This is a genomic window from Rhodoferax sp. GW822-FHT02D07 (assembly GCF_058802405.1).
In genome coordinates this window covers 294,228-318,442 of sequence record NZ_JBXAOD010000003.1, presented here as the reverse complement: position 1 = coordinate 318,442, position 24,215 = coordinate 294,228, and the positions used below count along the sequence as shown (strand labels likewise).

24 protein-coding genes are annotated in these 24,215 nt (G+C 63.2%); 16 read left to right on the top strand and 8 right to left on the bottom strand.

Annotation, left to right across the window (positions count from 1 at the left end; translation table 11 throughout):
* Positions 1-4 precede the first annotated feature (4 nt).
* The 5 genes from AC1RNN_RS09630 to AC1RNN_RS09610 all read left to right on the top strand — a co-directional run bounded on the left by AC1RNN_RS09630 (position 5) and on the right by AC1RNN_RS09610 (position 4,162).
* Positions 5-946 carry an HD-GYP domain-containing protein gene (locus tag AC1RNN_RS09630; protein ID WP_493088525.1) on the top strand — a complete coding sequence of 314 codons (942 nt, stop codon included), beginning with the start codon at positions 5-7 and terminating at the stop codon, positions 944-946.
* A 3-nt stretch (positions 947-949) separates the two neighbouring features.
* Positions 950-1,573 carry a pyridoxamine 5'-phosphate oxidase family protein gene (locus AC1RNN_RS09625; RefSeq protein WP_493088523.1) on the top strand — a complete coding sequence of 208 codons (624 nt, stop codon included), beginning with the start codon at positions 950-952 and terminating at the stop codon, positions 1,571-1,573.
* A gap of 84 nt (positions 1,574-1,657) precedes the next feature.
* Positions 1,658-2,125, top strand: a complete 468-nt coding sequence (locus AC1RNN_RS09620) for a CreA family protein (RefSeq protein WP_493088521.1) — start codon at positions 1,658-1,660, stop codon at positions 2,123-2,125.
* 86 nt (positions 2,126-2,211) lie between these two features.
* The gene (gene yjjJ / locus AC1RNN_RS09615; RefSeq protein ID WP_493088520.1) at positions 2,212-3,561 is read left to right on the top strand and encodes a type II toxin-antitoxin system HipA family toxin YjjJ; all 1,350 of its coding nucleotides are present in this window, start codon (positions 2,212-2,214) and stop codon (positions 3,559-3,561) included.
* A 34-nt stretch (positions 3,562-3,595) separates the two neighbouring features.
* A complete protein-coding gene (locus AC1RNN_RS09610) occupies positions 3,596-4,162 on the top strand; it encodes a YdeI/OmpD-associated family protein (protein WP_493088518.1) in 567 nt (188 codons plus the stop codon).
* Between the two features lie 169 nt (positions 4,163-4,331).
* Here the strand turns inward: AC1RNN_RS09610 and AC1RNN_RS09605 are convergent, their stop codons facing one another.
* On the bottom strand, positions 4,332-6,287 hold the full coding sequence (locus AC1RNN_RS09605; protein ID WP_493088516.1) for an AAA family ATPase: 1,956 nt from the start codon (positions 6,285-6,287) through the stop codon (positions 4,332-4,334).
* A 430-nt stretch (positions 6,288-6,717) separates the two neighbouring features.
* Here AC1RNN_RS09605 and AC1RNN_RS09600 point away from each other — a divergent pair, with 430 nt between their 5' ends.
* The gene (locus tag AC1RNN_RS09600) at positions 6,718-7,878 is read left to right on the top strand and encodes a GGDEF domain-containing protein (RefSeq protein ID WP_493088514.1); all 1,161 of its coding nucleotides are present in this window, start codon (positions 6,718-6,720) and stop codon (positions 7,876-7,878) included.
* A 15-nt stretch (positions 7,879-7,893) separates the two neighbouring features.
* Here the strand turns inward: AC1RNN_RS09600 and AC1RNN_RS09595 are convergent, their stop codons facing one another.
* Positions 7,894-9,477, bottom strand: a complete 1,584-nt coding sequence (locus AC1RNN_RS09595) for a methyl-accepting chemotaxis protein (RefSeq protein WP_493088512.1) — start codon at positions 9,475-9,477, stop codon at positions 7,894-7,896.
* A gap of 257 nt (positions 9,478-9,734) precedes the next feature.
* Here AC1RNN_RS09595 and AC1RNN_RS09590 point away from each other — a divergent pair, with 257 nt between their 5' ends.
* The 3 genes from AC1RNN_RS09590 (at position 9,735) to AC1RNN_RS09580 (ending at position 11,950) form a co-directional block, all read left to right on the top strand.
* A complete protein-coding gene (locus AC1RNN_RS09590) occupies positions 9,735-10,220 on the top strand; it encodes a GyrI-like domain-containing protein (RefSeq protein ID WP_493088510.1) in 486 nt (161 codons plus the stop codon).
* Between the two features lie 5 nt (positions 10,221-10,225).
* Positions 10,226-11,086 carry an AraC family transcriptional regulator gene (locus AC1RNN_RS09585; protein ID WP_493088508.1) on the top strand — a complete coding sequence of 287 codons (861 nt, stop codon included), beginning with the start codon at positions 10,226-10,228 and terminating at the stop codon, positions 11,084-11,086.
* An 84-nt stretch (positions 11,087-11,170) separates the two neighbouring features.
* A complete protein-coding gene (locus tag AC1RNN_RS09580; RefSeq protein ID WP_493088506.1) occupies positions 11,171-11,950 on the top strand; it encodes a substrate-binding periplasmic protein in 780 nt (259 codons plus the stop codon).
* 6 nt (positions 11,951-11,956) lie between these two features.
* On the opposite strand, the gene AC1RNN_RS09575 is transcribed toward AC1RNN_RS09580, so the two are convergent.
* Together AC1RNN_RS09575 and pdxR are read right to left on the bottom strand one after the other, a co-directional pair.
* The gene (locus AC1RNN_RS09575) at positions 11,957-12,580 is read right to left on the bottom strand and encodes a hypothetical protein (protein ID WP_493088504.1); all 624 of its coding nucleotides are present in this window, start codon (positions 12,578-12,580) and stop codon (positions 11,957-11,959) included.
* A 44-nt stretch (positions 12,581-12,624) separates the two neighbouring features.
* Positions 12,625-14,085, bottom strand: coding sequence for a MocR-like pyridoxine biosynthesis transcription factor PdxR (pdxR, locus tag AC1RNN_RS09570; protein WP_493088502.1), 1,461 nt, complete (start codon positions 14,083-14,085; stop codon positions 12,625-12,627).
* Positions 14,086-14,186: 101 nt separating this feature from the next.
* Between pdxR and AC1RNN_RS09565 the strand changes: the two genes are divergently transcribed.
* Complete coding sequence (locus AC1RNN_RS09565) at positions 14,187-14,840, top strand: pyridoxamine 5'-phosphate oxidase family protein (RefSeq protein ID WP_493088500.1); 654 nt, start codon at positions 14,187-14,189, stop codon at positions 14,838-14,840.
* A 4-nt stretch (positions 14,841-14,844) separates the two neighbouring features.
* On the opposite strand, the gene AC1RNN_RS09560 is transcribed toward AC1RNN_RS09565, so the two are convergent.
* Positions 14,845-15,543: an SDR family oxidoreductase gene (locus AC1RNN_RS09560; protein WP_493088498.1), complete on the bottom strand. Its 699-nt coding sequence runs from the start codon at positions 15,541-15,543 to the stop codon at positions 14,845-14,847.
* A 108-nt stretch (positions 15,544-15,651) separates the two neighbouring features.
* Between AC1RNN_RS09560 and AC1RNN_RS09555 the strand changes: the two genes are divergently transcribed.
* The 5 genes from AC1RNN_RS09555 (at position 15,652) to rbp (ending at position 19,121) form a co-directional block, all read left to right on the top strand.
* Positions 15,652-16,239, top strand: coding sequence for a TetR/AcrR family transcriptional regulator (locus tag AC1RNN_RS09555; RefSeq protein WP_493088497.1), 588 nt, complete (start codon positions 15,652-15,654; stop codon positions 16,237-16,239).
* Between the two features lie 52 nt (positions 16,240-16,291).
* Entirely contained in the window at positions 16,292-17,017 is a 726-nt protein-coding gene (locus AC1RNN_RS09550) for a GntR family transcriptional regulator (protein WP_493088496.1), read from the top strand.
* The gene (nagA, locus tag AC1RNN_RS09545; RefSeq protein ID WP_493088495.1) at positions 17,014-18,141 is read left to right on the top strand and encodes an N-acetylglucosamine-6-phosphate deacetylase; all 1,128 of its coding nucleotides are present in this window, start codon (positions 17,014-17,016) and stop codon (positions 18,139-18,141) included. The genes AC1RNN_RS09550 and nagA overlap by 4 nt, the downstream gene beginning before the upstream one ends.
* Positions 18,142-18,483: 342 nt before the next feature.
* Complete coding sequence (locus AC1RNN_RS09540; RefSeq protein ID WP_493088494.1) at positions 18,484-18,723, top strand: hypothetical protein; 240 nt, start codon at positions 18,484-18,486, stop codon at positions 18,721-18,723.
* Positions 18,724-18,824: 101 nt separating this feature from the next.
* Positions 18,825-19,121 carry an RNA-binding regulator gene (gene rbp / locus AC1RNN_RS09535; protein ID WP_493088493.1) on the top strand — a complete coding sequence of 99 codons (297 nt, stop codon included), beginning with the start codon at positions 18,825-18,827 and terminating at the stop codon, positions 19,119-19,121.
* A gap of 67 nt (positions 19,122-19,188) precedes the next feature.
* Here the strand turns inward: rbp and AC1RNN_RS09530 are convergent, their stop codons facing one another.
* The 3 genes from AC1RNN_RS09530 to AC1RNN_RS09520 are packed head-to-tail and all read right to left on the bottom strand — an operon-like array spanning position 19,189 to position 22,673.
* Positions 19,189-20,658 (bottom strand): ATP-binding protein, encoded by a 1,470-nt coding sequence (locus AC1RNN_RS09530; protein WP_493088492.1) that lies wholly within the window; start codon positions 20,656-20,658, stop codon positions 19,189-19,191.
* Positions 20,659-20,663: 5 nt separating this feature from the next.
* Positions 20,664-21,383 (bottom strand): response regulator, encoded by a 720-nt coding sequence (locus tag AC1RNN_RS09525; protein ID WP_493088490.1) that lies wholly within the window; start codon positions 21,381-21,383, stop codon positions 20,664-20,666.
* 12 nt (positions 21,384-21,395) lie between these two features.
* Entirely contained in the window at positions 21,396-22,673 is a 1,278-nt protein-coding gene (locus tag AC1RNN_RS09520; protein WP_493088488.1) for an ABC transporter substrate-binding protein, read from the bottom strand.
* A gap of 268 nt (positions 22,674-22,941) precedes the next feature.
* Here AC1RNN_RS09520 and AC1RNN_RS09515 point away from each other — a divergent pair, with 268 nt between their 5' ends.
* On the top strand, positions 22,942-24,189 hold the full coding sequence (locus AC1RNN_RS09515; RefSeq protein WP_493088486.1) for an ABC transporter substrate-binding protein: 1,248 nt from the start codon (positions 22,942-22,944) through the stop codon (positions 24,187-24,189).
* The last annotated feature ends 26 nt before the right edge of the window (positions 24,190-24,215 follow it).

The window sequence follows — 24,215 nt, the reverse complement described above, 5'->3', positions numbered from 1 at the left end:
CTCCATGACCCCACACGACCCCATTTCCCCCGCCAGCGAACTGGCAGCACTGCGGGCTCAGCTGGAGCACCATCGCCGTGCCCTGCTCAGCAGCTTGCTGATCTCTGCCTGGATGGTAGAGGCGCGCGACCCCTACACCGGCGGCCACCTGTGGCGCGTGGCCCGCTTGACCCACGCGCTGGCTCTGGAAATGGGGCTCCCGGCGCGGCAAGCCAGCCAAATGGCCTTGGCGGGTTTTCTGCATGACCTGGGCAAAGTGGGGGTGCCCGATGCCGTGCTGCGCAAACCCGGGCGTCTGACCGACGAAGAGTTTGCGCAGATTCGCACCCACCCCCGGCTTGGCGCCAGCATGATCGAAGGCCATCCCTTCGCGCCGCTGATTACCAACGCCATCTACCACCACCATGAAATGCCCAATGGCAAGGGCTACCCCTCGGGCTTGGCAGGCGATGCCATTCCGCTGGACGCAAGGATGGTGGGCCTGTGCGATGCGTTTGACGCCATGACCAGCACGCGCCCCTACCGCAAAGGCATGCCCATTGAAAAAGCCCTGGCCATCATCGAGTCCGAGCTCGGCCGCCAGTTCGATGCAGACCTGGGGCGTACCTTCGTGCGCATGGGCCGGGCCGGTGCCTTCCACCACATCGTGGGCCACAGTGATGATGGCATTGCGCTGGAGCAGTGCCCCGTCTGCGGGCCCACCCTTGTGCGCTCGCGCGACACCTTGGCGGGCCACTACCAAGGCTGCCCCTCCTGCCAAGCGCAGTTCCGGTGGGAGCTGCAAGGCGACAAACTTTTGCCCGTGCAAACCGCGCCCCAGGCCAGTGCCGAAGAGTTGGAGCCCCGGCTGGACCGCGCGCAGGTCGAAGCGCTGGTGCTCGATTGGGCCCCCGCCCTGGCACCCGTAGGGCATGTGTCGTTAGATCCACTGCCACAAGGACACTGAGCCATGGCCGCCCAACCCATCTACACCAGCGACGTCGCCTTCACCCCCACCGTCAAAGCCATCCAGGCGCGCAAGGGCTCGCGCCACGGCTACGCGCGCATGGAGCAGTCGGGCGGCTGGCAAGCCACCATCAGCGAAGAGCTGGCTGCCTTCATCGCCGCGCAAACCAGCGTGTTTCTGGCAACCGTGAACGCCGAGGGCCAGCCCTACATTCAGCACAGGGGCGGCCCGGCAGGCTTTCTGCATGTGCTGGACCCGCGCACCATCGCCTTTGTGGACTTTGCGGGCAACAAGCAATACATCAGCACCGGCAACCTGTCGGAGAACCCCAAGGCCCACCTTTTCCTTATGGACTACGCCCACCGCCAGCGCGTCAAGATCTGGGGCGAGGCGCGTGTGGTGGAGGGTGACGACGCGCTTATGGCGCGCCTCATGCCCGCCGGCTACAAGGCCAAGCCAGAGCAGGTCATGCTCTTCACCGTGACCGCGTGGGACGCCAACTGCCCGCAGCACATCCCCGTGCGCTTCGAGGCCGCTGACGTTACCGCCGCCCTGGACGCCCGCGACGCCCGCATCAAGGCGCTGGAGCTCGAAGTGCAGCAGCTGCGCGCGCGCCAGGCGGGCTAGGGCCGCCGCATCGAGGGCGAGCGTGGTGCGGGCGTCTGGGGTCACAATGCCCCATCCCCAAAACTACCGCCACGAGAGCCCGCCATGAAACACTCCATTGCCGCCCTGCTGCTCAGCACCCTTGCCCTGGCCGCCAGCGCCGAAACCGTTGGCAGCGTCAGCACCACCTTCAAACTCCTCAGCCCCAACGACAAGGTGGTGGTCGACGTGTTTGACGACCCCGAGGTGGCTGGCGTGGCCTGCTACCTGTCGCACGCCAAAACCGGCGGCTACGCAGGCGCGCTGGGCCTGGCCGAGGACACGTCAGACGCCGCCGTGGCCTGCCGCCAGGTCGGCCCCATCAGCTTCAAAGAGAAGATCGACAAGCAAGACGAAGTATTCAAGGCCAGTGCCTCCTTCCTCTTCAAGCATGTGCGCGTGGTGCGCATGGTGGACGTCAAGCGCAACACCCTGGTCTATCTCTCGTATTCCGACAAGATCATCGACGGCAGCCCCAAAAACACGGTGACGGCCGTACCGGTGCCGGCGGAGCTGCCCATTCCGGTGAAGTAATAGCCCTCAATATCTATTCACAAAGTGTCATAGATGATTGATTTGTAATGAATTTTGTAATAATAAATCTATTCATATAATCATTCATGCCTGCCGCCTCAGACCTCTCCGCCAGCGTCCTGCAGGCCCTGCGCCGCCAGGGCGGGGCGCTCAGCAGTGCCGAGCTGCAAACGGCCTTGGGGGTGAGCCAGCCCACCGTGTCGCGCGCGCTGGCCCCGCTCATCCAGGCGGGCGAGGTGCAAAAAGTGGGCGCCGCTCGCAAGCAGCGCTATGTGCTGCCACGCACCGTGCGCGACGTGGGCCGCAGCGTGCCCATCATGCGCATCAACGCGCAAGGCCAGCCCAGCCCGTTCGGCCGCATGGTGCCCCTGGCCAGCGGCGCGGTGTGGGTGGACGAAGAAGACGGTCTCTCCAAGCGCTTTGACGGCCTGCCCTGGTTTCTGGACGACATGCGCCCCCAGGGCTTCATGGGTCGCACCTTTGCCAATACCCACCCCGAGCTGCAGCTGGGCAACGACCCCCGCTTCTGGAGCGACGACGACGTGCTGCGCGCCCTGGCCCTGTGCGGCGACGACCTGCCCGGCAACCTGGTAGTGGGCGAGGCCGCGTTTGCCCGCTTCCACACGCTGCCCCAGCGGGCCAGCCGCGCGGCGTCCATCGCCGACTACCCGGCCCTGGCCGATGCCGCCATGCAAGGCAGCATGGGCGGCTCGTCCGCCGGGGGCGAGCAGCCCAAGTTCTGCACGATAGTGGGCGAGGGTGACGCCGCCCGCCACGTACTGGTCAAATTCTCCCCCGCAGGCGACGCCCCCACCGACCAGCGCACCCGCGACCTGCTGGTCTGCGAACACCTGGCCCTGCAAACGCTGGCCAGCGCGGGCATTTCCGCCGCCGCCAGCCGCATCCACACCGGCGCGGGCCGCGTGTTTTTGGAAGTGGAGCGGTTTGACCGCTCGCCCATCAACGCCGCCAACCCCCTGGGCCTGGGGCGCATCGGCATGGTGTCGCTCATGGTGTACGACGCCGAATACGTAGGCGCCATGGACAACTGGGCCGCCACCGCCAACCGCATGCAAGAGCGCGGGCTGCTACGCCCCGCCGACGCGCGCACCCTGCGCCTGCTGGAAGCCTTTGGCGAGCTGATTGCCAACACTGACCGGCACTACGGCAACATCTCCCTGCTGCTGGACGACGACGACTGGGCCCTGGCCCCCGCCTACGACATGCTGCCCATGCTCTACGCCCCCGTGGGCGGCGAGCTGGTGCCGCGCAACTTTGCAGACCGCCCCCTGCAGCCCACCGCCGCCACCCTGCCCGAATGGCCGCAGGCCCTGGCCCTGGCCCGCAGCTTCTGGGCGGCCGCCAGTGGCGATGCGCGCATATCCGCAGGCTTCAGGCAGGTAGCGGCGGAGAATTTAAGCCAAATCAGTCGCTAGCCCTCATGAAATATGCGCGAGCAGCTATCAATACATGAGCAAACCAACGCACCACGCGTTTGAAACCCCCGAGCAGCTCCACGCCTGGCTGCGCACCCACCACGCCAGCGAGACCGAGCTGTGGGTGCGCATCTTCAAAAAAGGCACCGGCCAGACCACGGTAACGTGGGACGACTGCGTGCTCGCCGCCCTCACCTGGGGCTGGATCGACGGCATCCGCAAAGCCCTGGACGACACCTCATTCCTGCAACGCCTGACCCCACGCCGCGCGCGCTCCGGCTGGTCGCAAAAGAATGTGCAACACGCCGAACGGCTTATTGCAGAGGGGCTGATGCAAGCCTCCGGCCTGGCGCAGGTAGAAGCCGCCCGCGCCGACGGCCGCTGGGAGAGCGCCTACGCGGGCAGCGCCACCATGGAAATGCCCGAAGACTTATTGGCGGCTCTGCAGCAAGACCCTGCTGCTCTGGCTTTCTACGCCACCCTGAAGCGGCAGCAACTGTTCACCATTTACTACCGCCTCACTAGCGCCAAGCGGGCGGAAACGCGGGAGAAGCGGATGGTGGAGATACTGGCGAAGCTGGGGCGGGGGGATAGTTCCTAGCGTTTTGCCGGTGTGATCATGATCGCCCGGTCGTTAGATCTTGCGCGCCCCAAGCGTTTGCTGGGTGGCAAGGTTTTCAAGGGACGGAGAAACAATCAGTGGGTGACTTCACACCAGAGACGCTGGACAACTAAAAATACGCCATCAAGCAAATGTCACAAATTCAATGCTATTTCGGAGTCTTTTTTGTCTTGCGGTGACTATCGCCGTCAGTAATTAAGCCCTTCAAGCTAGTAATCCAGGCCGGGACACAATTACGCTCGGGATCTTGAGCTACATAGTTCTTTGCAAAACTAACTTTGTTGTCATCCACATCAAAAAAATCCACCATGAGACGAGTTTTATTCTTCGGAGATAGGTTCAAAAAATCGTATAGATTTGTGGCGCCGAAATCCACTTCGGTGGATTCAAAAATATCTTTCAATATTTCAAAGTTGGTAAGTGGAAAGGATAGCTTCGAACTCAACACGGATTGAAATACTTCTCCGCGCATTCCGAATTCAATTTCCGTGGGAAAAGATAGTTGATGATTAACATCAACAAGCTTGACTATATTGTCACTTTCATCTCTCACTATCCTCTTGAAATGTAAATTTTTAATTGCCGCATCTGTTTCGGCAACTTCCTTCTGCGAGTCCGTGTCTACTAAGCATACAGCGACACCTCGAAATCCACCCTCTTTGTCGGATAGTGGTGCATTCAGATATTTATAAACACGTCGAACTTCTTTAAATCCACCCAGTGGAACTATTCGCAAGTTGTGTTCAGTTGCTATATCGGAGAGGTAGTGATCTAGATAGATCTTGTCGGACAGGCCTTCGCAGAAAATCCAGTTATATGGTTTGTCTCGGACCATGCTTACTACCACGGATTGAATCATGTCTTGGTAGCTTTTTAGCTCCACTTCAGTGGGGTACTGGCCAGATGACGCTTTAACTTTCTGATTGATATGCTCTCGGAAATTCTTAAGTTCAAATGAAAAGAAATCAATTTTCTCATTTGATTTTGAAAGAGAGTGCGCTACTCCATTTTGAAGTATTGGAATAAATCCATACCAATGTGTATTTATTAAAACTTGTGTCGGTGGAGTGCTAATGTTTGAGATTCGAGATATTTTTTCAAACTGATCGTGGCAAGCAGAAATATGCATGGATGCATCAGGTTCGTCGATCGCCAGAATTATTTGATAGTCTTTCTTGGGTGCTCGAGAAATCAATGAATAGGAAAGATCAATTAGTGCCTGCCTTTTTTCTCCTGCACTCAGGTCTCCAATTGCGATATCACCTGTTTTTTGCTTTTTATGTAATATTTTTATTCCGAAATAAGCCTCAAACACTCGTTCGACTAGATCGTTGACTGTTAGCTTATTTTTGAATTTCCCTTTGTATGTGTAGCGACTTAGGGTTGTGTTTATTTCATCAATAAAATCTTGAAGCTTCTGATTGATGTCAAGTACTGTCTTTTTTCCAATGGAGTCTTGAATTTTCTTTTTTATGTCTTCGTCGAGCAGTTTCTGAACATATACAGACTCCATATTTGTGTAGTATTGTGAGTCTGCCTCTGCAGGAAGGTATATGTACCGATAGTAAGACTTGATCTCGCGAAGAAATATATCGTAACTCTCTTGTGTGATGTCTGCGAGTTCTTCTGATATAGCAGATTTTATTGAATTGTCAAATGGGCCGAAGTAGCATTCATTGCTCTGGTGTTTTTGTCCCGCCATGAACAAATAATGAGTTTCTTGCGTTATTTTGTTGGTTTCTAAGTTGGTGCGTGCCTCTTTGAATTGCTGGACATAAGGTGCAAAATTCGCCTCAGAAAACCTCCACATGTAGTTGCTTAATGTCTCTGCAATTATTTGAATTCCTTTTGAGAAATTGTGCGATTTGTTGATCACAAATAAAGGAATGATGTATGGATCTTTGTCGATGTTATTGGATGCTTTGGACTCATTATTTATGCTCCATTCACCTCCATTGAAGAATTTGTCTAATGCATCAAATATTGATGTTTTTCCAATACCATTGGCACCTAAGAATGCTGAAAAAGTTTCACCCGAGGAAATCGGAATAAAGTTTAGATTTTTATAGACTTTGTAGTTGCGTAAATATAGACCGATAATCATTTTCTTAATTAATGTTAGGTTATAGATTGTTGTCTTTGGGTTGTGAGAGTATCGAGACGATGAGCCGCTTTTTGGGGTTGATGCGGGAGTCGTGACCAGACTTTCTGCGGCCCCCTAGGCACGTCGTACCAGCGCCGGTAGTAGTCGTCGAGTTTTTGCTCCAGCCGGCGTTCGCCGGTGGTCATGCGTGAAACGCAGCTGCCCAATGAAGGAATGAGAGTCGCCATTCCAGTTCACCCTCCCTGAGTGACTTGTATCTTTATGTAACGATGATGCCAATAAAGTGACCGGGCGGCTAGAGGGCTACAACGGGGTGTGGGCTTTTTGAAACGAAAGTAGCCTATAGCCCCCGTGGAATGTGCGCAGGCAGCTACTAAAAGCATAGCGCGTATGATGGCTTCAGTACGCGTCAGACTGAAGGACCAGAACCATGCGTGACCCTATCGCTTCCGAAGATGCCCCCGCTGCGGCCTCGGCTGCCGCAGCCAGCGACGCCATGGTGCGCGCTGACACGCTGGCGCTGCTGTTCCAGCAGTCCTTCCCCGCGCTGTTCCAGAGCCTGGTGATCGCCTGCATCATGTGCTGGACCTTGTGGGGGCGGCTGGACTCGGCCAAGCTACTGGGCTGGCTGGGCGTGTTGACGGCCACGGCTGTGGTGCGGCTGGGTATGTACCTGCTGTATTTCCGCGCCAAGCCCACAGGCCAGGCCATCCTGGCCTGGGAGCGGCCCTACGCGGTGACGCTGCTGCTGTCGACAACAACCTGGGGCGTGGGCGTCCTGTGGCTCATGCCTCCGGGCGAGACGGTGGAGCTGTTCGTCATCCTCTTCTTCGTGGCGGGCCTGGTGGGCGGCAGCATGATCACGTATTCCGCCCACCGCGGCATGACGGTGGCCACCATGCTGACCATTCTGGTGCCCAGCACGGTGTGGCTGTTTATCCAGCCGGGTCACCTGGCCTTGGGCATGGCGGTGGCGGCCAGCACCTTCATGGCCGGCGCGCTGCGGGGGACCAAGGTGCTGTCGCAAGCCATGCAAAGCCGCCTGCGCCTGAGCTACGAGCTCAAGCTGGCCAACGAGGTGGCCGACCGCATGGCCCGCACCGACGAGCTCACCGGCATCAACAACCGCCGCTCCTTCATGGAGCTGGGCGAGCAGATGGGCAAGCTGTGCCAGCGTCAAGGCAAACCGCTGAGCGCGCTGCTGATCGACGTGGACCACTTCAAGCAGATTAACGACACCTACGGCCACGGCGCGGGCGATCTGGTGCTGCAGCAGCTGGGCGCGGTGCTGGCGCAGCAGTTCCGCGCGGCGGATGTGTGCGGGCGCCTGGGCGGGGAGGAGTTTGCCGTGCTGCTGGCCGATACCGACGCCGCCACGGCCACCGCCGTGGCCGAAAAGCTGCGCCAGGCCGTGGCCGCAGTGGCCGTGCCCTGGCATGCGCAGACGCTGCAGCTCACCGTGAGCATCGGCGTGGCCAGCCACAACGCCCACCTGGGCACCCTACTGCAACGCGCCGACGCCGCCATGTACGAGGCCAAAGGCCGCGGCCGCAACCGCGTGGTCTGCCACGCGGAGCCGCTGGCGGCGTAGCCCGCCTGCCCGGGCCTAGCCGAAGGCCAGCGCGCGGTGCTCGTCCGCGCCGCCCAGCTTGAAGGTGGCGACCACATGCACCAGGTCTTGCGCCTGGCTCTTGAGGCTGCTGGCTGCGGCGGCCATTTGCTCCACCAGCGCAGCGTTCTGCTGGGTGGTGTGGTCCATCTGCGTCACGGCCTCGCCCACCTGGCTGACGCCGGCACTCTGCTCGCTGCTGGCGGCGCTGATCTCGCCCATGATGTCGGTCACGCGGCGGATGCTGGCAACCACCTCGGTCATGGTCTCGCCTGCGCGGTCTACCAAGGCGCTGCCTTGCTCCACGCGCTCCACGCTGGTGTTGATGAGCTGCTTGATCTCTTTGGCGGCCTCGGCGCTGCGCCCGGCCAGACTGCGCACCTCGCTGGCCACCACCGCAAAGCCGCGCCCTTGCTCACCGGCCCGCGCGGCTTCCACGGCGGCGTTGAGCGCGAGGATATTGGTCTGGAAGGCAATGCCGTCGATGACGCTGATGATGTCGCCGATCTTGCGGCTGCTCTCGTTGATGCCTTTCATGGTCTCCACCACCTGGCCCACGACTTCACCACCCTGCACGGCCACGGTAGACGCGCTGCTGGCAAGCTGGTTGGCCTGGCGGGCGCTGTCGGCGTTGGCTTTGACGGTGGAGCTGAGCTCTTCCATGCTGGCGGCGGTTTCTTCCAGCGCGCTGGCCTGTTGTTCGGTGCGGGCGCTCAGGTCGTGGTTGCCCTGGGCGATTTCGGAGCTGGCGCTGGCCACGGCTTCCGAGCCCTGGCGCACCCGGCTCACCACGCTGCGCAGGCCGTTTTTCATGGAATCCATGGCGCGTAGCAGTTGGGCCAGTTCGTCGCCACCACGGGTGTCCACCTGCACGGTCAGGTCGCCAGCGGCCACGGCCTCTGCCAGCGTGACGCCCTTGGCCAGGGGCCGGGTGATGCTGCGGGTGATGGTGTAGGCCATCACGATGCAGACCAGCACCGCCAGCGCAATGGTGGTGCCCACGGTCAGGCGCGCGTTGCGGGCTACCACCTGAGCGTCGGCCCAGCCGTCGGCGGCGATCTTGGAGTTGTCGTCATTGATGGCGGTGATGTCGGCCAGCGCGGCGTTGAAGGCCACGGCGCTTTCTTTCTTGTACATCTCGACGGCTCTGGCTTTGCCTTCGGGGCCGCTGCGCACTTCGGCGATGAGCTTCTGGTTGAGGTTCAGCCAGGTGCCACGGTGGTCCAGGAACTTGGCCATGGCGGCCTTCTCGGCGTCAGAGTCCGTCAGGGCCTGCAGCTTGCCCTCCAGCTCGGCCAGTTTCTTTTTGCCGGTGGCCATGCGGGCTTCTTGGTCGTCAATCTCCTTGGGTGTTTCGGAGATCAGCAGCCGGGCCTCGGCGCGGCGGACGTCGTTGATATAGCCGCGTATTCCGGAGCTGACCTCTACGCCCGGCAGAAAGTTGGTGGCCAGGTCTTCGGTGTTCTGGGTCACCTTGCCCAGCTGCATCAGGGCCACCAGCCCGAGCACGATGGTTAAGAGGGCTGCGACAACAAAGGCAAAGCTCAGTTTGACGCCGATCTTGATATTGGCCAGGGGCATGTTCGACTCCTTGATTCAACTGGTGACACAGTGTGGGAAGCGCGGCGGTCATATTGCGCTTTTCACCTGCTTTGCGCAAACGCTGGCTGCGTGGGCGGTTCCGGGTGGCCGCCGGCGCTTGTGCGTCAAATTGGCACTTGGCCCTCGTGGAATCTGCGCGAGCAGCTAGCAAAACCATAGCAATTTCAACTCCGCAAGATTTGTCAGACCGGCGCTTCTAGACTGCCGCTGTGTCCAACCCCACAGGATTTCGCGCCATGCCAAGCACCGCCACCGCCCAGGAGCAGTTCCCCCATCACTTTGCGCCCCAGCCCGACGCGATCACCGTCGTCGGCATTGAGCTGCGCACCACCAACCTGGAAGCCATGCAGACCATTCCGCCGCACTGGGCGCGCTTTGGGCAAGAGGGCGTGCTGGACCGGATTGCCGACCGGGTGGATGGCGATGTGCTGGCCGTGTACACCCACTTTGCCCACGCGGGGCGCGACAACACGGGCCTGTATTCGCTGGTGATCGGCGCGCAAGTGGCGCCGGATGCGCCGGTGCCCGCGGGCATGGTGCGCGTGGTGGTGCCGGCGGGGCAGCGTGCCATCTTCCCTGTCCTGCCCGCCCGCTTTGACAGGGTGGGCCCGGCCTGGGGTGCGGTGTGGGCGCAGACCGCGCTGCCCAAGACCTTTGTGGCCGAGTACGAGCGCTACGCGGCCAATGGCGACATCATCATTTCCATCGGTTTGGCACACTAGACCGGATGAACAAAACCCACAGCTGGACCGATTACCAGGAGCGCCTGAGCCGCGTGCAGGCCTATATCCACGACCACCTGGACCAGCCGCTGGACTTGGCCCGCTTGGCCGAGGTGGCGCACCTCTCGGCCTACCACTGGCACCGCGTGTACAACGCGCTGTATGGCGAGACGATTGCCGCCACGGTGCGCCGCCTGCGCTTGCACCGCGCCACGGGCTATCTGGCCAACACGGCGTTGCCCATCGAGCAGGTGGCGCGCAAGTGCGGCTACCCCAATGTGCAGTCCTTCACCCGGGCCTTCAGCGGGCTCTATGGCACCAGCCCTTCGCGCTACCGCGCCGAGGGCAGCCACACGGTGTTTCGCCAGGGCGCAGCGCAGCCCTTGGCGGCTGGCTACACGGTAGAGCTGCGCGAGGTGCCACAGGTACAGCTGGCCGGTGTTTTGCACAAGGGCTCCTACATGCGCATGGGCAAGGCGTTTGCGCAGGCTTACACCAGCATGTCGGCCCAGGGGTTGATGGCGCCCACAACGCGCTGGATGTCGGTGTACTACGACGATCCCTTTGCCGTGCCCGAGGCGCAGCTGCGCAGCCGCGCGGGCCTGAGCCTGCCGCCAGGCCACAACGGCGATCTGGCCGCGCCGCTGGAGCCGTTCACGCTGGGTGGCGGCCTGTGCGCCGTGTTGCACTACCAGGGGCCCTACGGCTCCATGCGCGCAGCCTACCAGTGGCTCTATGGCCAATGGCTCATCCAGTCCGGCCACGAGGCGGCCGATCTGCCCGTGTTTGAGGACTACCTGAACAACCCGCGTGATACGGCACCAGCGGATTTGCTGACAGACATTTACCTGCCGCTGGTGGGGTGAGGCGGGTGGTGGCAGACCACTATTGACGCTCCCGCAAACGTGGGGATACTGGGGGCGATGCGAGCACTACTACAACACCCTACCATGAGACATCTCGCATTGCTGCCCCTGCTATTTGCGTTGGGGGTTTGTGGCCCCGCGTGGGGGCAGAAGCATTTGCGTTTGGTGTATTCCGATATCCAGGTGGCGCCGTACCAGATGGGCAATGGCCCCGAGGTACCCCCAGTGCCCGGTGCCATGGTGGAAATGCTGCAACAGGTGGGGCGTGATCTGGGCTTGGAGGTGGTGCTGGAGCGCGCGCCGCAGTTGCGGGGCTTCAAGCGCCTGCAGGCGGGAGAGGTGGATGGCGCGTTCATGTTCTCTTTCGTGCCGGAGCGCCAGCAGTACGGCGCCTACCCCCTCAAGGACGGCAAGGCCGACGAGTCTGCTCGCGTGTTGAGCATGGCCTATGTGTTTTACCGGCGCAAGGGCTCCAGTTTTCAGTGGGACGGCAGCGCGGTGCGCGGCCTGGACGGGCGCTCCATTGGCTACAACAGCACCTTCTCTGTGGGGGACGCGCTGGCCAAGGCGGGGCTGCCGGTGGAAGACGCCAAGACCACCGAGCAGAATTTTCAGAAGCTGGCGCTGGGCCGCATTGCAGCGTTTGCCATGCAGGAGGATGTGGCGGACGGCTTCATCACCCAGATGCGCCTGCAGGACATCGAAAAACTGCCTGTGCCGTGGGAAACCAAACCCTATTACCTGATGCTGAGCAACCAGTTTGTGGAGCGCAGCCCTGCGCTGGCTGAAAAGATTTGGGCGCGCGTGGGCAAGCTGCGTCAGGAGCGCTTGCCCGAGCTGCTGCGCAAATACGCGCAGCCCTGAGCGCGGCTACAGGCCCAACTGCCCCTTCACCACCGCCAGCACTGTGCCACCGGCCGCCTTGGCTGCGTCCTTGGCAAAGTCCATCGCGATGCCCTTGAAGAACTTCTTGCGCTCTGCGGCGTCCTTCACGCCCTTGGCTTTCTCGTAGCCGGTGCGGAAGGCCGTCAGCTCTTTCTTGCCGAAGAGCGATTCGAGCACCTGGAACAGCCCGTCGGCCGAGACGCGGATGATCTCGGTGCTGAAGGGGTGGTCAAAGATGTGCTGGTGGATCTTGAGCTGGCCCTGCAGCCAGTTCTTGGCCAGCGTGTCTTCGATGATGAGGCAGATCTTGTCGCCCTGCGGCTCCAGCGATGCATGGGCCAGTGCCGCCAGCAGGCGCCCGGTGGCCTGGTCTTCCACCCGGCCGCCGAACTTGAGCGCGGCCTCGTAGCGCAGCTTCTTCACCTTGGCCACGGGCGTCTTGAGCCGCTCGCTCACGGTCTGGTTGTTCAACTGCGCCAGCGGCCCCGAGCCGCCCATGCCATGCCGGTCCAGCAGGTGCATCACCAGCGCATCCACATCCGCCTTGGGCATGGAGCCCAGGCCGAACTTGAGGTAGTTGTCGAGAAACTCGATTTCAAAGCTGGACATGGGTGCGCCTCTCAAGGGTCTTTGGATGTGACAGAGCGGCAACTCTAGCCGAAGCGCTGGACGGCTTCGGCCAGCTTCTTCACCAGCCGGGGCATCTGCTCCACCGGTACCTGCGCATAGCCCAGCAGAAAGCCGCGCCAGGGTTGTACGCGCTGGCCCACGGCCTGCTCGCTCAGGGCTGGGGCCACGATGCCTTGTTCGCGCAGCCAGGCGCTCATCTGTGCGTCGTCGGCCTTGGGGTTGCGCAGGCGCAGGGCCAGGTGCATGCCGGCGGAGCCGCCGTACACATCGGCAACATCTCCCAGCTGCTGCTCCAGCGCGGCCACCAGCGTATCGCGCCGCTGGCGGTAGAGGCGGCGCATGCGCCGCAGGTGCAGGCTGAACTGGCCGCTCTGCATGAAGTCGGCCAGCGCCAGTTGGTCGGCCGCGCGGCCGCGCGGCGCGGTGCGCGCCAGCATGGCGCTGAGCGGCGCCACCAGCACCGTGGGCACCACCACAAAGCCGATGCGCAGCGCGGGGAACATGGTCTTGCTGAAGGTGCCCAGGTAGAGCACGGGTGCGTCCGCCTCCAGGCCCTGCATGCAGGAGAGGGGTGGCCCGTCGTGGCGAAATTCGCTGTCGTAGTCGTCTTCGATGATGAGGGCCGAGGCTGCGCGTGCATTGGCAATCAGAGCCAGGCGCCGCTCCAGGCTCAGCACGCTGCCGGTGGGGTATTGGTGCGAGGGCGTGACGTAGATGAGCTTGGGCGGGTGGCGCTGCCAGTCTGCGGCAGTGGGGGCCATGCCCTCGTGGTCCACCACCATGCCCACGGGTTTGAGCTGCGCGGCCTTGAAGGCGGCCAGCGCGCCCTGGTAGCCGGGGCTTTCGATCCAGACCTTGTCGCCCGCGTCAGCAAAGGCGCGGGCGCACAGGTCCAAGCTGCCCTGGGTGCCGTCGGTGATGATGACCTGGGTGGCGTCCAGCCGCGCGCCGCGTGCCACGCGCAGGTGGTTGGCAATGGCCTCGCGCAGCGCGGGTTCGCCGGTGTGGGGTGCGTAGTTGAGCTGCTCGGTGCGCAGGCGCTTCCAGGCGCGGTCCAGCAGGCGGCGCCACAGGGTGGCGGGGAATTCCTTGAGCGCGGGCACGCCGGGGGCAAAAGCGGCCGGCGTTTCGGGCGCGCTGCGCGTGGGCACGGCCAGCGCGCGGCGCGATAGGCCTGCGCGCAGGGGCGCGGCGGTCTGCACGGGTGCTTGGGCCACGCGCGCGGCCAGCTCGGCCACCACAGTGCCCCGTCGGTCGGGCAGCACAAAGCCCTCGGTGGCGAGCTGGTCGTAGGCGTAGAGCACGGTGTTGCGCGACACGCCCAACTCCTGCGCCAGCGTGCGCGTGGCGGGCAGGCGCGCGCCGCTGCCCAGGGTGCCGTTGCGGATGGCGTGGCGCAGGCATTCATGCAACTGGCGCTGGCGCGACCAGTGGGCGTGTGCGGGTGCGGTGGTGTAGCGGGAAAACAGCAGTTGGTAGTCCACAGCGGGCCTTGGTTCGTGGTACTAAAAAATAGTACAGAGGTGGATCTTAATTTGGAACCACATGCACCCTACAGTCCGGCCCTTCATTCACTTGCATTGCCATGACCACCACGACCATGCCCACTGCCCCCAGCGACCGCACCCGCATCCGCCGCATTGCCGAGAACGCGCACTATGACCGCGCCACGCTGCACGCCATACTGGACGCGGCCTATGTGTGCCATGTGGCATTTGTGGACGAGAAAGGCACGCACTGCATTCCGACCGCCTGCTGGCGCGAGGGCGAACACCTCTACATCCACGGCTCCAACGGCGGACGCCTCATCAAGCTGCTGGCCAAGGGCACGCAAGCCTGCGTGACGGTGACGCACATCGACGGCCTGGTGCTGGCGCGCTCGGCGTTCAACCATTCCATGAACTACCGCTCGGCCATGGTCTATGGCCAGTTCGAGAAGGTGGAAGAGAAAGCCGCTTCGCTGGATGTCTTCATGCGCCACCTGGCGCCCGGCCGCGAGCTGGAAGCCCGCCCCGGCAACAGCAAAGAGCTGGCTGCCACCACGGTGATGCGCATCAGCCTGGACGAGGCGGCCTGCAAGGTGCGCAGCGGCGGGCCGAATGATGATGCAGAAGACCTGGACCGCCCGGTGTGGGCGGGTGTGCTGCCGCTGCGCAGCGTGCCCATGGCGCCAGTGCCAGATGCGTTGAACACCCAGCCTGCGCCGGCGTATGTGCAGCAGTGGGGCGCCGGTGCCTGAGGGCTCAGCCCGGTTGGCCGAGGTAGACGGAAGCCGAGAGGCCCTGCTTCACATTGCGGCTGAGTTCGTCAGCCAGCACTTCGTCCTGGCCCGCTTCCACCGCGGCCAGCGTTTGGCGTGCCACGTCCAGCGGGTTGGCTTTGGGGGCATCCAGGCCGCGTGTCATATCGGTATCCATATAGCCCACGTGCACGCCCACCACTTGGGTGCCCTGCGCGCGCAATTCACCGCGCAGGCCGTTGGTCAGCGACCAGGCGGCTGCCTTGGAGGCGCTGTAGGTGGCGGCGCCACTGAGGTTGAGCCAGCTCAGCACCGACAGCACATTGACGATGGCACCGCCGCCGTTGGCCTTAAGTGCGGGGGCGAAGGCCTGGCTCAACGCCAGCGGGCCGAAGAAATTGGTTTCCAGCTCGGCGCGTGCGGCGTCGGCACTGCCTGCGGCCAGGAAGCTGGAGCCGCGGCCAATGCCGGCGTTGTTGATGAGCAGGGTGACATCGGTGCAGCGCGCGGCGGCCGCTGCAATGTCAGCGGCATTCGTCACGTCCAGTTGGATGGGCGTGACGCCGGTCAGCGTGATGCTGGCGGGGTCACGCGCGGCGGCGTAGATCTTGGCGGCGCCGGCTTCCAGCAGCGCGTTGACAAAGGCCTGGCCCAGGCCACGGTTGGCTCCGGTGACGAGAACGACGGCGTTTTTGACTTGCATGGTGTTTCCTTTGGGTGGTTGTTTAAATGATGTTCGTCATGTATAAATTATATGATGATCGTCATTTAAAATGTCAAGACCTTTTGTTTTCACCCCACGGAGCCGCCCATGAGAGTCAGCCGCGAACAAGCCAGCCAGAACCGCGAACGCGTCCTCGATGTCGCTGCGCGCCTGTTCCGCGAAAAAGGGTTTGACGGTATTGGTGTGGCCGACCTGATGAAGACGGCAGGCTTGACCCACGGCGGTTTCTACGGGCAGTTCGCCTCCAAGGAAGAGCTGATGGCGCAGGCCTGCGAGCGCGGCTTTGTGCGTGCGGAACAGGTCTGGGAGCAGGTGGCCGCGCAGGCGCCGGATGCGCCCATGGCTACCGTGATGCGCACCTACCTGAGCCCTCAGCACCGCGACAACCCCGGCGAAGGCTGCGTGCTGGCGGCGCTGGGGGCCGATGTGGCGCGCCAGGGCCCGGCGCTGCGCCACGCCGTCACCGAAGGCATGCGCCGCATGGTGTCCCAGTTTGCAGCGCTTATGCCCGGGCGCAGCAAGGCGGTGCAGCGCGAGCGCGCGCTGGTGGCCTACGCCAGCATGGTGGGCGCCCTGGTGCTGGCCCGTGCGGTGGATGACGAAGCCTTGTCGCAGGAAATCATGGATGCGGTGGTGGCGACCGCCCCGATTCCAGCGACAAAACCACGGGTCTAGCCTCAAGTGGTATTGAAGTGGTACTATCAATGTGCCACTTCAAGCACCACCCGTGACCCTCTCCAGTTCACCCACTGACAACTCCCCGCTCTACCTCCAGCTGGCGCGCCGGCTGGAGCAGGACATCCGCACGGGCACCTACCGTGTAGACCAGGCGCTGCCTTCTGAACGGGTGCTGTCCGAGTCGCTGTCGGTATCGCGCATCACGGCGCGCAAGGCCATCGATGTGCTGGTGGACCAGGGCCTGGTGCTGCGCCGCCACGGCTCGGGCAACTTCATTGCGCCGCGCCTGGAGCAGCCGCTGTCCAGCCTGGCCAGTTTTTCCGAAGAGCTGCGCCAGCGTGGCTACGTCCCCAGCAGCCAGTGGATTACGCGTGAAGTAGCCGTGGCGACACAGGCTGAGCGCGATGCGCTGGAGCTGCCGCGTGGTGCGCGCGTAGCGCGGCTGGAGCGCCTGCGCCTGGCCGATGGTGTGCCCATGGCCTACGAGTGCAGCGCGGTGCTGCTTAGTGCCCTGCCCAAGCCGCAGGGGCTGGATGGTTCGCTCTACCTGCACCTGGCACGTATTGGCCAGGCACCAGTGCGTGCGGTGCAACACATCCGCGCGGTGAATGCCAAGCTCACCACGGCAGAACAGTTGCAGATTGCGGCGGGCGACGCACTGCTGTGGGTTACCCGCACGGCGCGCCTGGAGAGCGGGGTGGCGGTAGAGCATACCCAGTCCTGGTGCCGCAGCGATTACTACGACTTTGTTGCCGACCTCCGAAAGACACCATGAGCACCACCACTTTGCACGGCCACATCCTCACGCCCCAGGGCTTTGTACGCGGCAGCCTGAGTAGCACGCCCGATGGCCGGATTGCCGCAATCACCGGCGAGCCGGTGGACAGCTGTGCGGTGCGCGACAGCGCGGAACCCATCGTGCTGCCCGGCTTCATCGACCTGCATGTACACGGCGGCGCGGGCCACGACATCATGGAGGGGGGCGACGCAGCCCTGCATGTGGCCACCCTGCATGCGCGCCACGGCACCACGTCCCTGCTGGCCACCACCATGACTGCGCCACAGAGCGACCTGGACGCCGCCTTTGCCGCCATGGGCCCGCTGTGCAAACAACGCGCACCCAACGCTGCGCGCGTGCTGGGCGTGCATCTGGAGGGGCCCTATATCAGTGAGGCGCGGCTGGGCGCGCAGCCGCCGTTTGCGCGGCCCGCCAGCTTTGACGAAATCCACCGCCTGCACGCCATGGCGCCCATCCGCCTGATCACGCTGGCGCCCGAGGTGGGTGGCAACCACGACCTGATTGCGCAGCTGGTGACCGAGGGTTTCAAGGTGCAGCTGGGCCACACCACCGGCAGCTACGAGCAGGGCGTGGCTGCCATGCGCTGCGGCGCCACGGGTTTTACGCATTTGTTCAACGCCATGTCGGCCCTGCACCACCGCGAGCCGGGCATGGTAGGCGCCGCGCTGGCGCATGCCGAATTTGCGGAGATCATCCCCGATCTGCTGCATGTGCACCCCGGCGCCATCCACACCGCACTGCGGGCCATCCCCAAGCTCTACTGCGTGACCGACTCCACGTCGGCCGCCGGCATGCCCGATGGCGACTACAAGCTGGGGCGCCACACGGTGACCAAGTGCATGGGTGGCGTGCGCCTGGCCGACGGCACACTGGCCGGCTCGGTGCTCAGCATGGACCAGGCTCTGCGCAACCTCGTCAACACCCTGGGCCTGGACCTGGCGGATGCGTCCAAACGTGTCTCCACCTATGCGGCCGACCACATGGGCCTGCCAGACCGTGGCCGCCTGCAGCCCGGTGCTTGGGCCGATGCGGTGGTGCTGGACCGGGACCTGGCGCTGCAATCCGTGATCGTGGAAGGCGGTGAGGTGCTATTGAATTGATAGCTGTCTGCGCAATGTCCATGGGGCAAAGGAGATTTTTCACCGCTTTTTCTCGCAAAACCGTAGGATGCAGCAGGGCGCACGAGTACAGCCGCACTAAGGTGTTTTATTTCTCATGGAAATAAAAACATTGACTTATATTTCAATATGAATATAATTCGAAGCAGGTACTCGCTCTGCACCCAACGCAAAGCTGTTCCACGAGACCCCTTCAAGAGATGCTCTTGAACCCGGTCCCGGCATATTCGACACCTGTCGACCACGCTGATCTGTAGAGCTGCAGTCAGCCGATCCTCTTCTAGCTCCAGCCGGCCGCCCCGATGCAGGCCCGCAACCCTCTCCATGAACCAGATTCCCCAATCCGCCATCCCCATGGGCAACTACATCGTTTCGCCCACCACGCACGCAACCGGCAATGGCCGTTTCCGTGCTTCCTTCTCCATCCAACGTGCCCAGAGCAAGGGCGCGTACTGCCGGGTGTTCAACTTCGACAGTGAGTTCGTGTCTCGCGAAGCCGCCCGCGTCTATGCCGTCAGCCAGGCTTGGCTGGAGAGCTGCATGCCGCGCACGCAGGTTTGCTGAGCCCACGCCTTCACCACAGTTTCTTTACCGCCTCGCAAGAGGCGGCCTCCCCCGCGCATGCAGCACCTTTGCAACCATGCGCTTTCTCTGAAAGGCTCATCATGAGCAGCAAAATTTATGTGGGCAACCTGCCCTATTCCGTCACCAACGACAGCCTCCTGAGCAACTTCTCCGAGTTCGGCGAAGTGACCTCGGCCAAGGTGATGATGGACCGAGACACCGGCCGCTCCAAGGGCTTCGGCTTTGTGGAAATGGGCACGCCCGAATTTGCACAGGCAGCCATCTCTGGTTTGCACGGCCAGTCCGTGGATGGTCGCTCCATCGTCGTGAATCTGGCCCGCCCGATGGAAGACCGCGGCAACAGCGGTGGCTACCGCGGCGGCCGCAGCAGCTACTAAGGCTGTTTGGCTCCAAGAAAAACCGGCCCCAGCGGCCGGTTTTTTTATGTCCGCGTGGCGGCGCGCTTCACGCCTCCTGTGGCAGCGCCGCCAGCAGCACCGTGACGACGAGGCCGCTTTCGGCATGGTTGTGCAGCCGTATCTCGCCGCCATGTGCCTGGATGATGTTGCGCGCAATACCCAAACCCAGTCCGGTGCCAGTGCGGTTTTGCTGTTGACCATGACTGAGGCGTACATGGGGCTCAAACGCGGCCGACATGCTGGCCTGCGCAATGCCGGGGCCGAAGTCGCGCACTTCCACCAGCGCGCGGGAGCCCTGCAGGGTAAGCCGCACTTGCACCCGCTCGCCGTAGAGCACGGCGTTGTCCAGCAGGTTGCTGAAGGCGCGCTCCAGCGCCAGCGGCTTGCCCAGCACGCTGATGGGCTCGGCAGTGCATTCAATCGAGGCATCGGGGTGGATGGGGCGCTGGGCCAGGCGGGCCAGCAGCGTGTCCAGTCGCACGGGGGTGAGGTTCTCGTGGATGTCAGTGTCCTTCACGCTTTGCAGCGCGGCCTTCACCATCACGTCCAGGTCGTCCAGATCCTCGTGAAACTCGGTGCGCAGGGTCTCGTCGTCCAGCAGCTCGGTGCGCAGCTTGAGCCGCATGATGGGCGTCTTGAGCCCGTGGGAGATACCCAGGAACAGGCGTTCGCGGTCGACCAGGTAGCCTTGGATGCGGGCCTGCATCTCGTTGAAGGCGCGCGCGGTGCGGCGCAGCTCGGCGGTGCCGGTTTCGGGCACGCTCTCGGGCGCGGTGTCGCTGCCAAAGGCGTTGGCGGCGGAGGCGATTTTGTTGAGCGGGCGGATCAGCCCGCGCACCAGCAGCACGCTGAGCAACAGCACGGTGATGAGGGTGACCAGCTGCAGCGTCACGCGGTCCCAGGTCAGTGGGTTGGCGTTGTCCAGAAAGTAGGGGTCGGGCATGGGCGCGGCCAGGTACAGCCAGCGCCCGGGCTCAAATTCGGCCTGCACCACCAGCACTGGCGCGGGGCGCGGGCGCAGCAACAGCGTGGCCTCCACCCAGGACTCGGGCAGGTCCGTCACCATACGGCCGTCGTCCGATACCTGCAGGCTGTCGGGCCAGGCAAAGGCCACTTCGGGGGCCTGTGCGGCGTTGAGGTTGCGCACCAGATCGTCGCGCACCACGTCCACCACGGCGTCCACCAGCGCGTTGCCGCCCAGCGGGTGAATGGGAACCTTGGCCTTGTTCACGTTGACGAAGAAGCGGGTGCCGCCCATGGTGCGCAGCTGCTCGATGAGGATGGGGCGGAACTGCGGCGGCAGGTCGCGGAAAAAGCGGATGGCGCCGGCCGCGTTCAGCGCCAGGTGCTTGCCAGCGCTGAGCGCCTCGGTGCGCGCGCTTTCGCGCAACTGGCGCGCCCACAGCAGGGTGCCCACCAGCTGGGCGCTGACCACACCCAACGCCATGACCACCACGATGCGGCCCAGCAGGCTGTCGGGCAGGTAGCGGCGCGACCAGCGGCGGCGCTCAGACATAGGACTCAAGCATCGCCGTGCTGCGTGACGTCGGCCGAGAACACATAGCCGCTGCCGCGCACGGTCTTGATGAGCACGGGCTGTTTGCCATCGTCGTTGAGGCGCTGGCGCAGGCGGCTCACCTGCACGTCCAGAGAACGGTCCAGCGGGCCGAGGTCGCGCCCGCGCGTCTGTTCCATGAGGCGGGCGCGGTCCAGCGTCTCGCCCGCGTGCTCGGCAAAGAAGCGCAGCAGGTTGAAGTCCATGCTGGTCAGCACCACGGGCTGGCCTTGTGGGTCGGTCAGCACGCGCTCCACCACGTCCATGCTGAAGCCGGCAAAGCGCAAGGTGCGTACCGGCGCGCCAGGCGCGCCCAGCTGCATGCGGCGGTGGATGGCCTTGATGCGGGCGAGTAGCTCGCGTGGGTTGTAGGGCTTGGCGATGTAGTCGTCGGCACCCAGTTCCAGGCCGACGATGCGGTCGGTGTCGTCGGCACTGGCGGTGAGCATGATGATGGGCACGGGCGACTGGCTGCGTACGCTGCGGCACAGGGTGAAGCCGTCGGTGTCGGGCAGCATCACATCGAGGATGACCAGGCTGAGTTCATCCTTGAATCGTTCGAACTCGGCGTTGAAGCTGGCGCCGTCGTGCGCCACGCGCACGTCGTACTGGTGCTTCTCCAGATAGGTCTTCAGGAGGTTGCGGGTCTTCTGGTCGTCGTCCACGACGAGGAGGGTGCGGTTCATGGCAGGTCGGTTTCAACGCTCCGCGCTGGGCGCACGGATGATGGCGGCCAGGCGGCGCTGGGCCTCGGGTGGTTCCATGCGCGCATCGGTCAGAAAGCGCCACAGGGTCTGGGCCACGGCGTCCTTGGTGGCCTCGTCGGCGGCCATGCGGTGGGCCAGGCTGGGCACGCGGGCGCTGCGGGCGGCGGCAAAGGTTTCCCAGGAGTCGCGCGCGCAGCTGTCCAGGGTGGAGGGGTCAATATCGCGGCGTACCGGTACGGCGCCCTTGATGCGGTTGTAGGCCAGCTGGGTCGGAATGCTCGTCACCACTTCGGCCATTTTTTCCTGCGCGGCTTCGCGCTGGCGTGCGCTCACCAGCATGGCCAGCGTATCCACGCTGTAGAGGTGCATGCCCTCGGTGCCTGGCACCACCACGCAACCAAAGTCGCGCGTGGGGCTGGCGCCCCAGGCCATGAGTTCGCCGCGGGCCCAGTCGCCCATGATCATCATGCCGGCGCTGTCGTTCATGAGTTCTTTGGCGCCGTCGGTCCACGCCTTTTCCTGCGGGTTGTCGCCCGCCAGCGTGCGCAGCCAGCGCAGGCGTTGCAGGGCGCGTTCCACGCGCGGGTCCATCCAGGCGCTGCTCTTGCGTTGCACGATGAGCTCGCGGTATAGCGTGGGACCGGCTTCGCCCAGCAGCAAGGTTTCGAACACGGTGGCCATCTGCCAGGGCTCGTCGCTCCAGACCAGCGGGCGCAGGCCCTGGGACTGCAGCTTGCGCGCGGCATGCTCGAACTCGCCCCAGCTGCGCGGCGGCGTGAGGCCCAGGCGGCTGAACAGGCGACGGTTGTAGAGCAGGGTGTTGATGCGTTGGATGCCCAGCGGCGCGGCAATCACGTCGCCCTTGTAGCTCACCAAGTCCAGCACCGTGGGGAACAGCACCTGTGACCAGCGCTGGCGCTGGGCCACGGCATTGAGCGGCATGACCAGGCCGATGTCGGCCCAGTCGGTAAGCGTGGTACCTATGAGCTGGGCTACATCGGGCGGGTCGCCCATGAGCACGCGGCTCTTGAGCACCTTGACCGCCGCCATGCCGCCGCCGCCAGGAATGGCGGCGTCCTTCCACTGCACCCCGGCGCCTGCCAAATGGGTGCTGAGCTGGTCGGCCGCGCGGCGCTCACTGGCGGAGGTCCACCAGTGCAGCACATCCAGCGGCACGCTGGCGGGCTGCGCATGGGCAGCCGGAGCGGCGCACAACAACAGCGCCAGCCAGGCGCTGGCGCTGCGGATGTGGCGGGCCAAAGCTTTCATTTGCTGTCGATTTGTAATGTTATGTATGCCTGCCGTGCGCAGCCCTTGAAATCAGCCCTTGGCAACGGGGCGTTAGCGTAAGGAAGCGTAAGACGGATGGGGCCGTGCATGACGAAATCTCTATGTAAATCAACGACTTATTTCTGTAACGCCGCCCTGCTAAGAGCGTTTGATGTTACAGGGGTCACAGCATAACCTCCGCCTCACTGATTGGTCACCGCGATGCACGGGACCGGCAGTTTCATTCAACCGATGACCAGGAGAATTCATGTCCCAACCCCTTCGCATGGCCGCTGCCGCGGCTGCGCTGGTTTGCAGCAGTTTTGCCGGTGCCGGCACCCTCACCATTGAGAGCTGGCGTGTTGACGACAAAGGCCTGTGGGAGGACGTGCTCCTGCCCGCCTTCTACAAAGCCCACCCCGGAATCACCGTCAAGTTCAGCCCCACCTCGCCCCCCGAATACAACTCCGCGCTGAACGCCCGCCTGACCGCTGGCACCGCAGGCGACCTGGTGACCTGCCGTCCGTTCGACGTCTCGCTGGACCTCTACAAGAAGGGCCACCTGGACAAGCTCAACGGCAATGCCGCACTGAAGAACTTCCCCGAGTCCGCCCAGGTTGCCTGGCAGACCGATGACGGCAAGGACACCTACTGCGTGCCCATGGCCTCCGTGATCCACGGCTTCTTCTACAACAAGAAGGTGTTCTCCGAGCTGGGCCTGACCGTGCCGGTAACCGAAGCCGACTTCTTTGCCGCGTTGGACAAGATCAAGACGGCTGGCAAGGTGGCCCCCATTGCGATGGGTACTGCCGACCAGTGGGAAACCCACCAGATCGTCTACACCGGCATCGGCCCGAACTACTGGAAGGGCGAGGAAGGCCGCAAGGCGCTGATCGCCGGCAAGAAGAAGTTCACCGACCCCGAATTCGTGAAGACTTGGGACGTGATGGCCAAGTGGGCCAACTACCTGCCCAAGGGCTACCAGGCCCAGACCTATGGCGACTCGCAGAACCTGTTTGGCAGCGGCCGCGCAGCGATCTATCCCGCCGGCTCCTGGGACATCTCGTACTTTGAAGGCAACAGCAAAGTGGAATTCGGCGCCTTCAAGCCCCCCGTGGCCAAGGCGGGCGACCCCTGCTACATCTCGGACCACACCGACATTGCCATGGGTATCAACAGCAAGAGCAAGAACAAGGCGGACGCCCAGGTCTTCCTGAACTGGTTGGCCAGCAAGGAGTTCGCCGATCTTTACACCAACAAGGTGACCGGCTTCTTCTCGCTGTCCAACCACGCCATCGACGTGAAGAACCCCGTGGCCAAGGAAATGATCGGCTGGCGCAACCAGTGCAAGAGCACCATCCGCCTGAACGCCCAGATCATGAGCCGTGGCACGCCGAGTATGGAAAACGAGTTCTGGAACGTGAACTCGCAAGTCATGAACGGAAAGATGGCACCCAAGGACGCCGCTGCGCAAATCCAGACCGGTTTTTCCAAGTGGTACACGCCTGGCAAGTAGTGCCTGAGCGTTGCTGACAAGGGTGT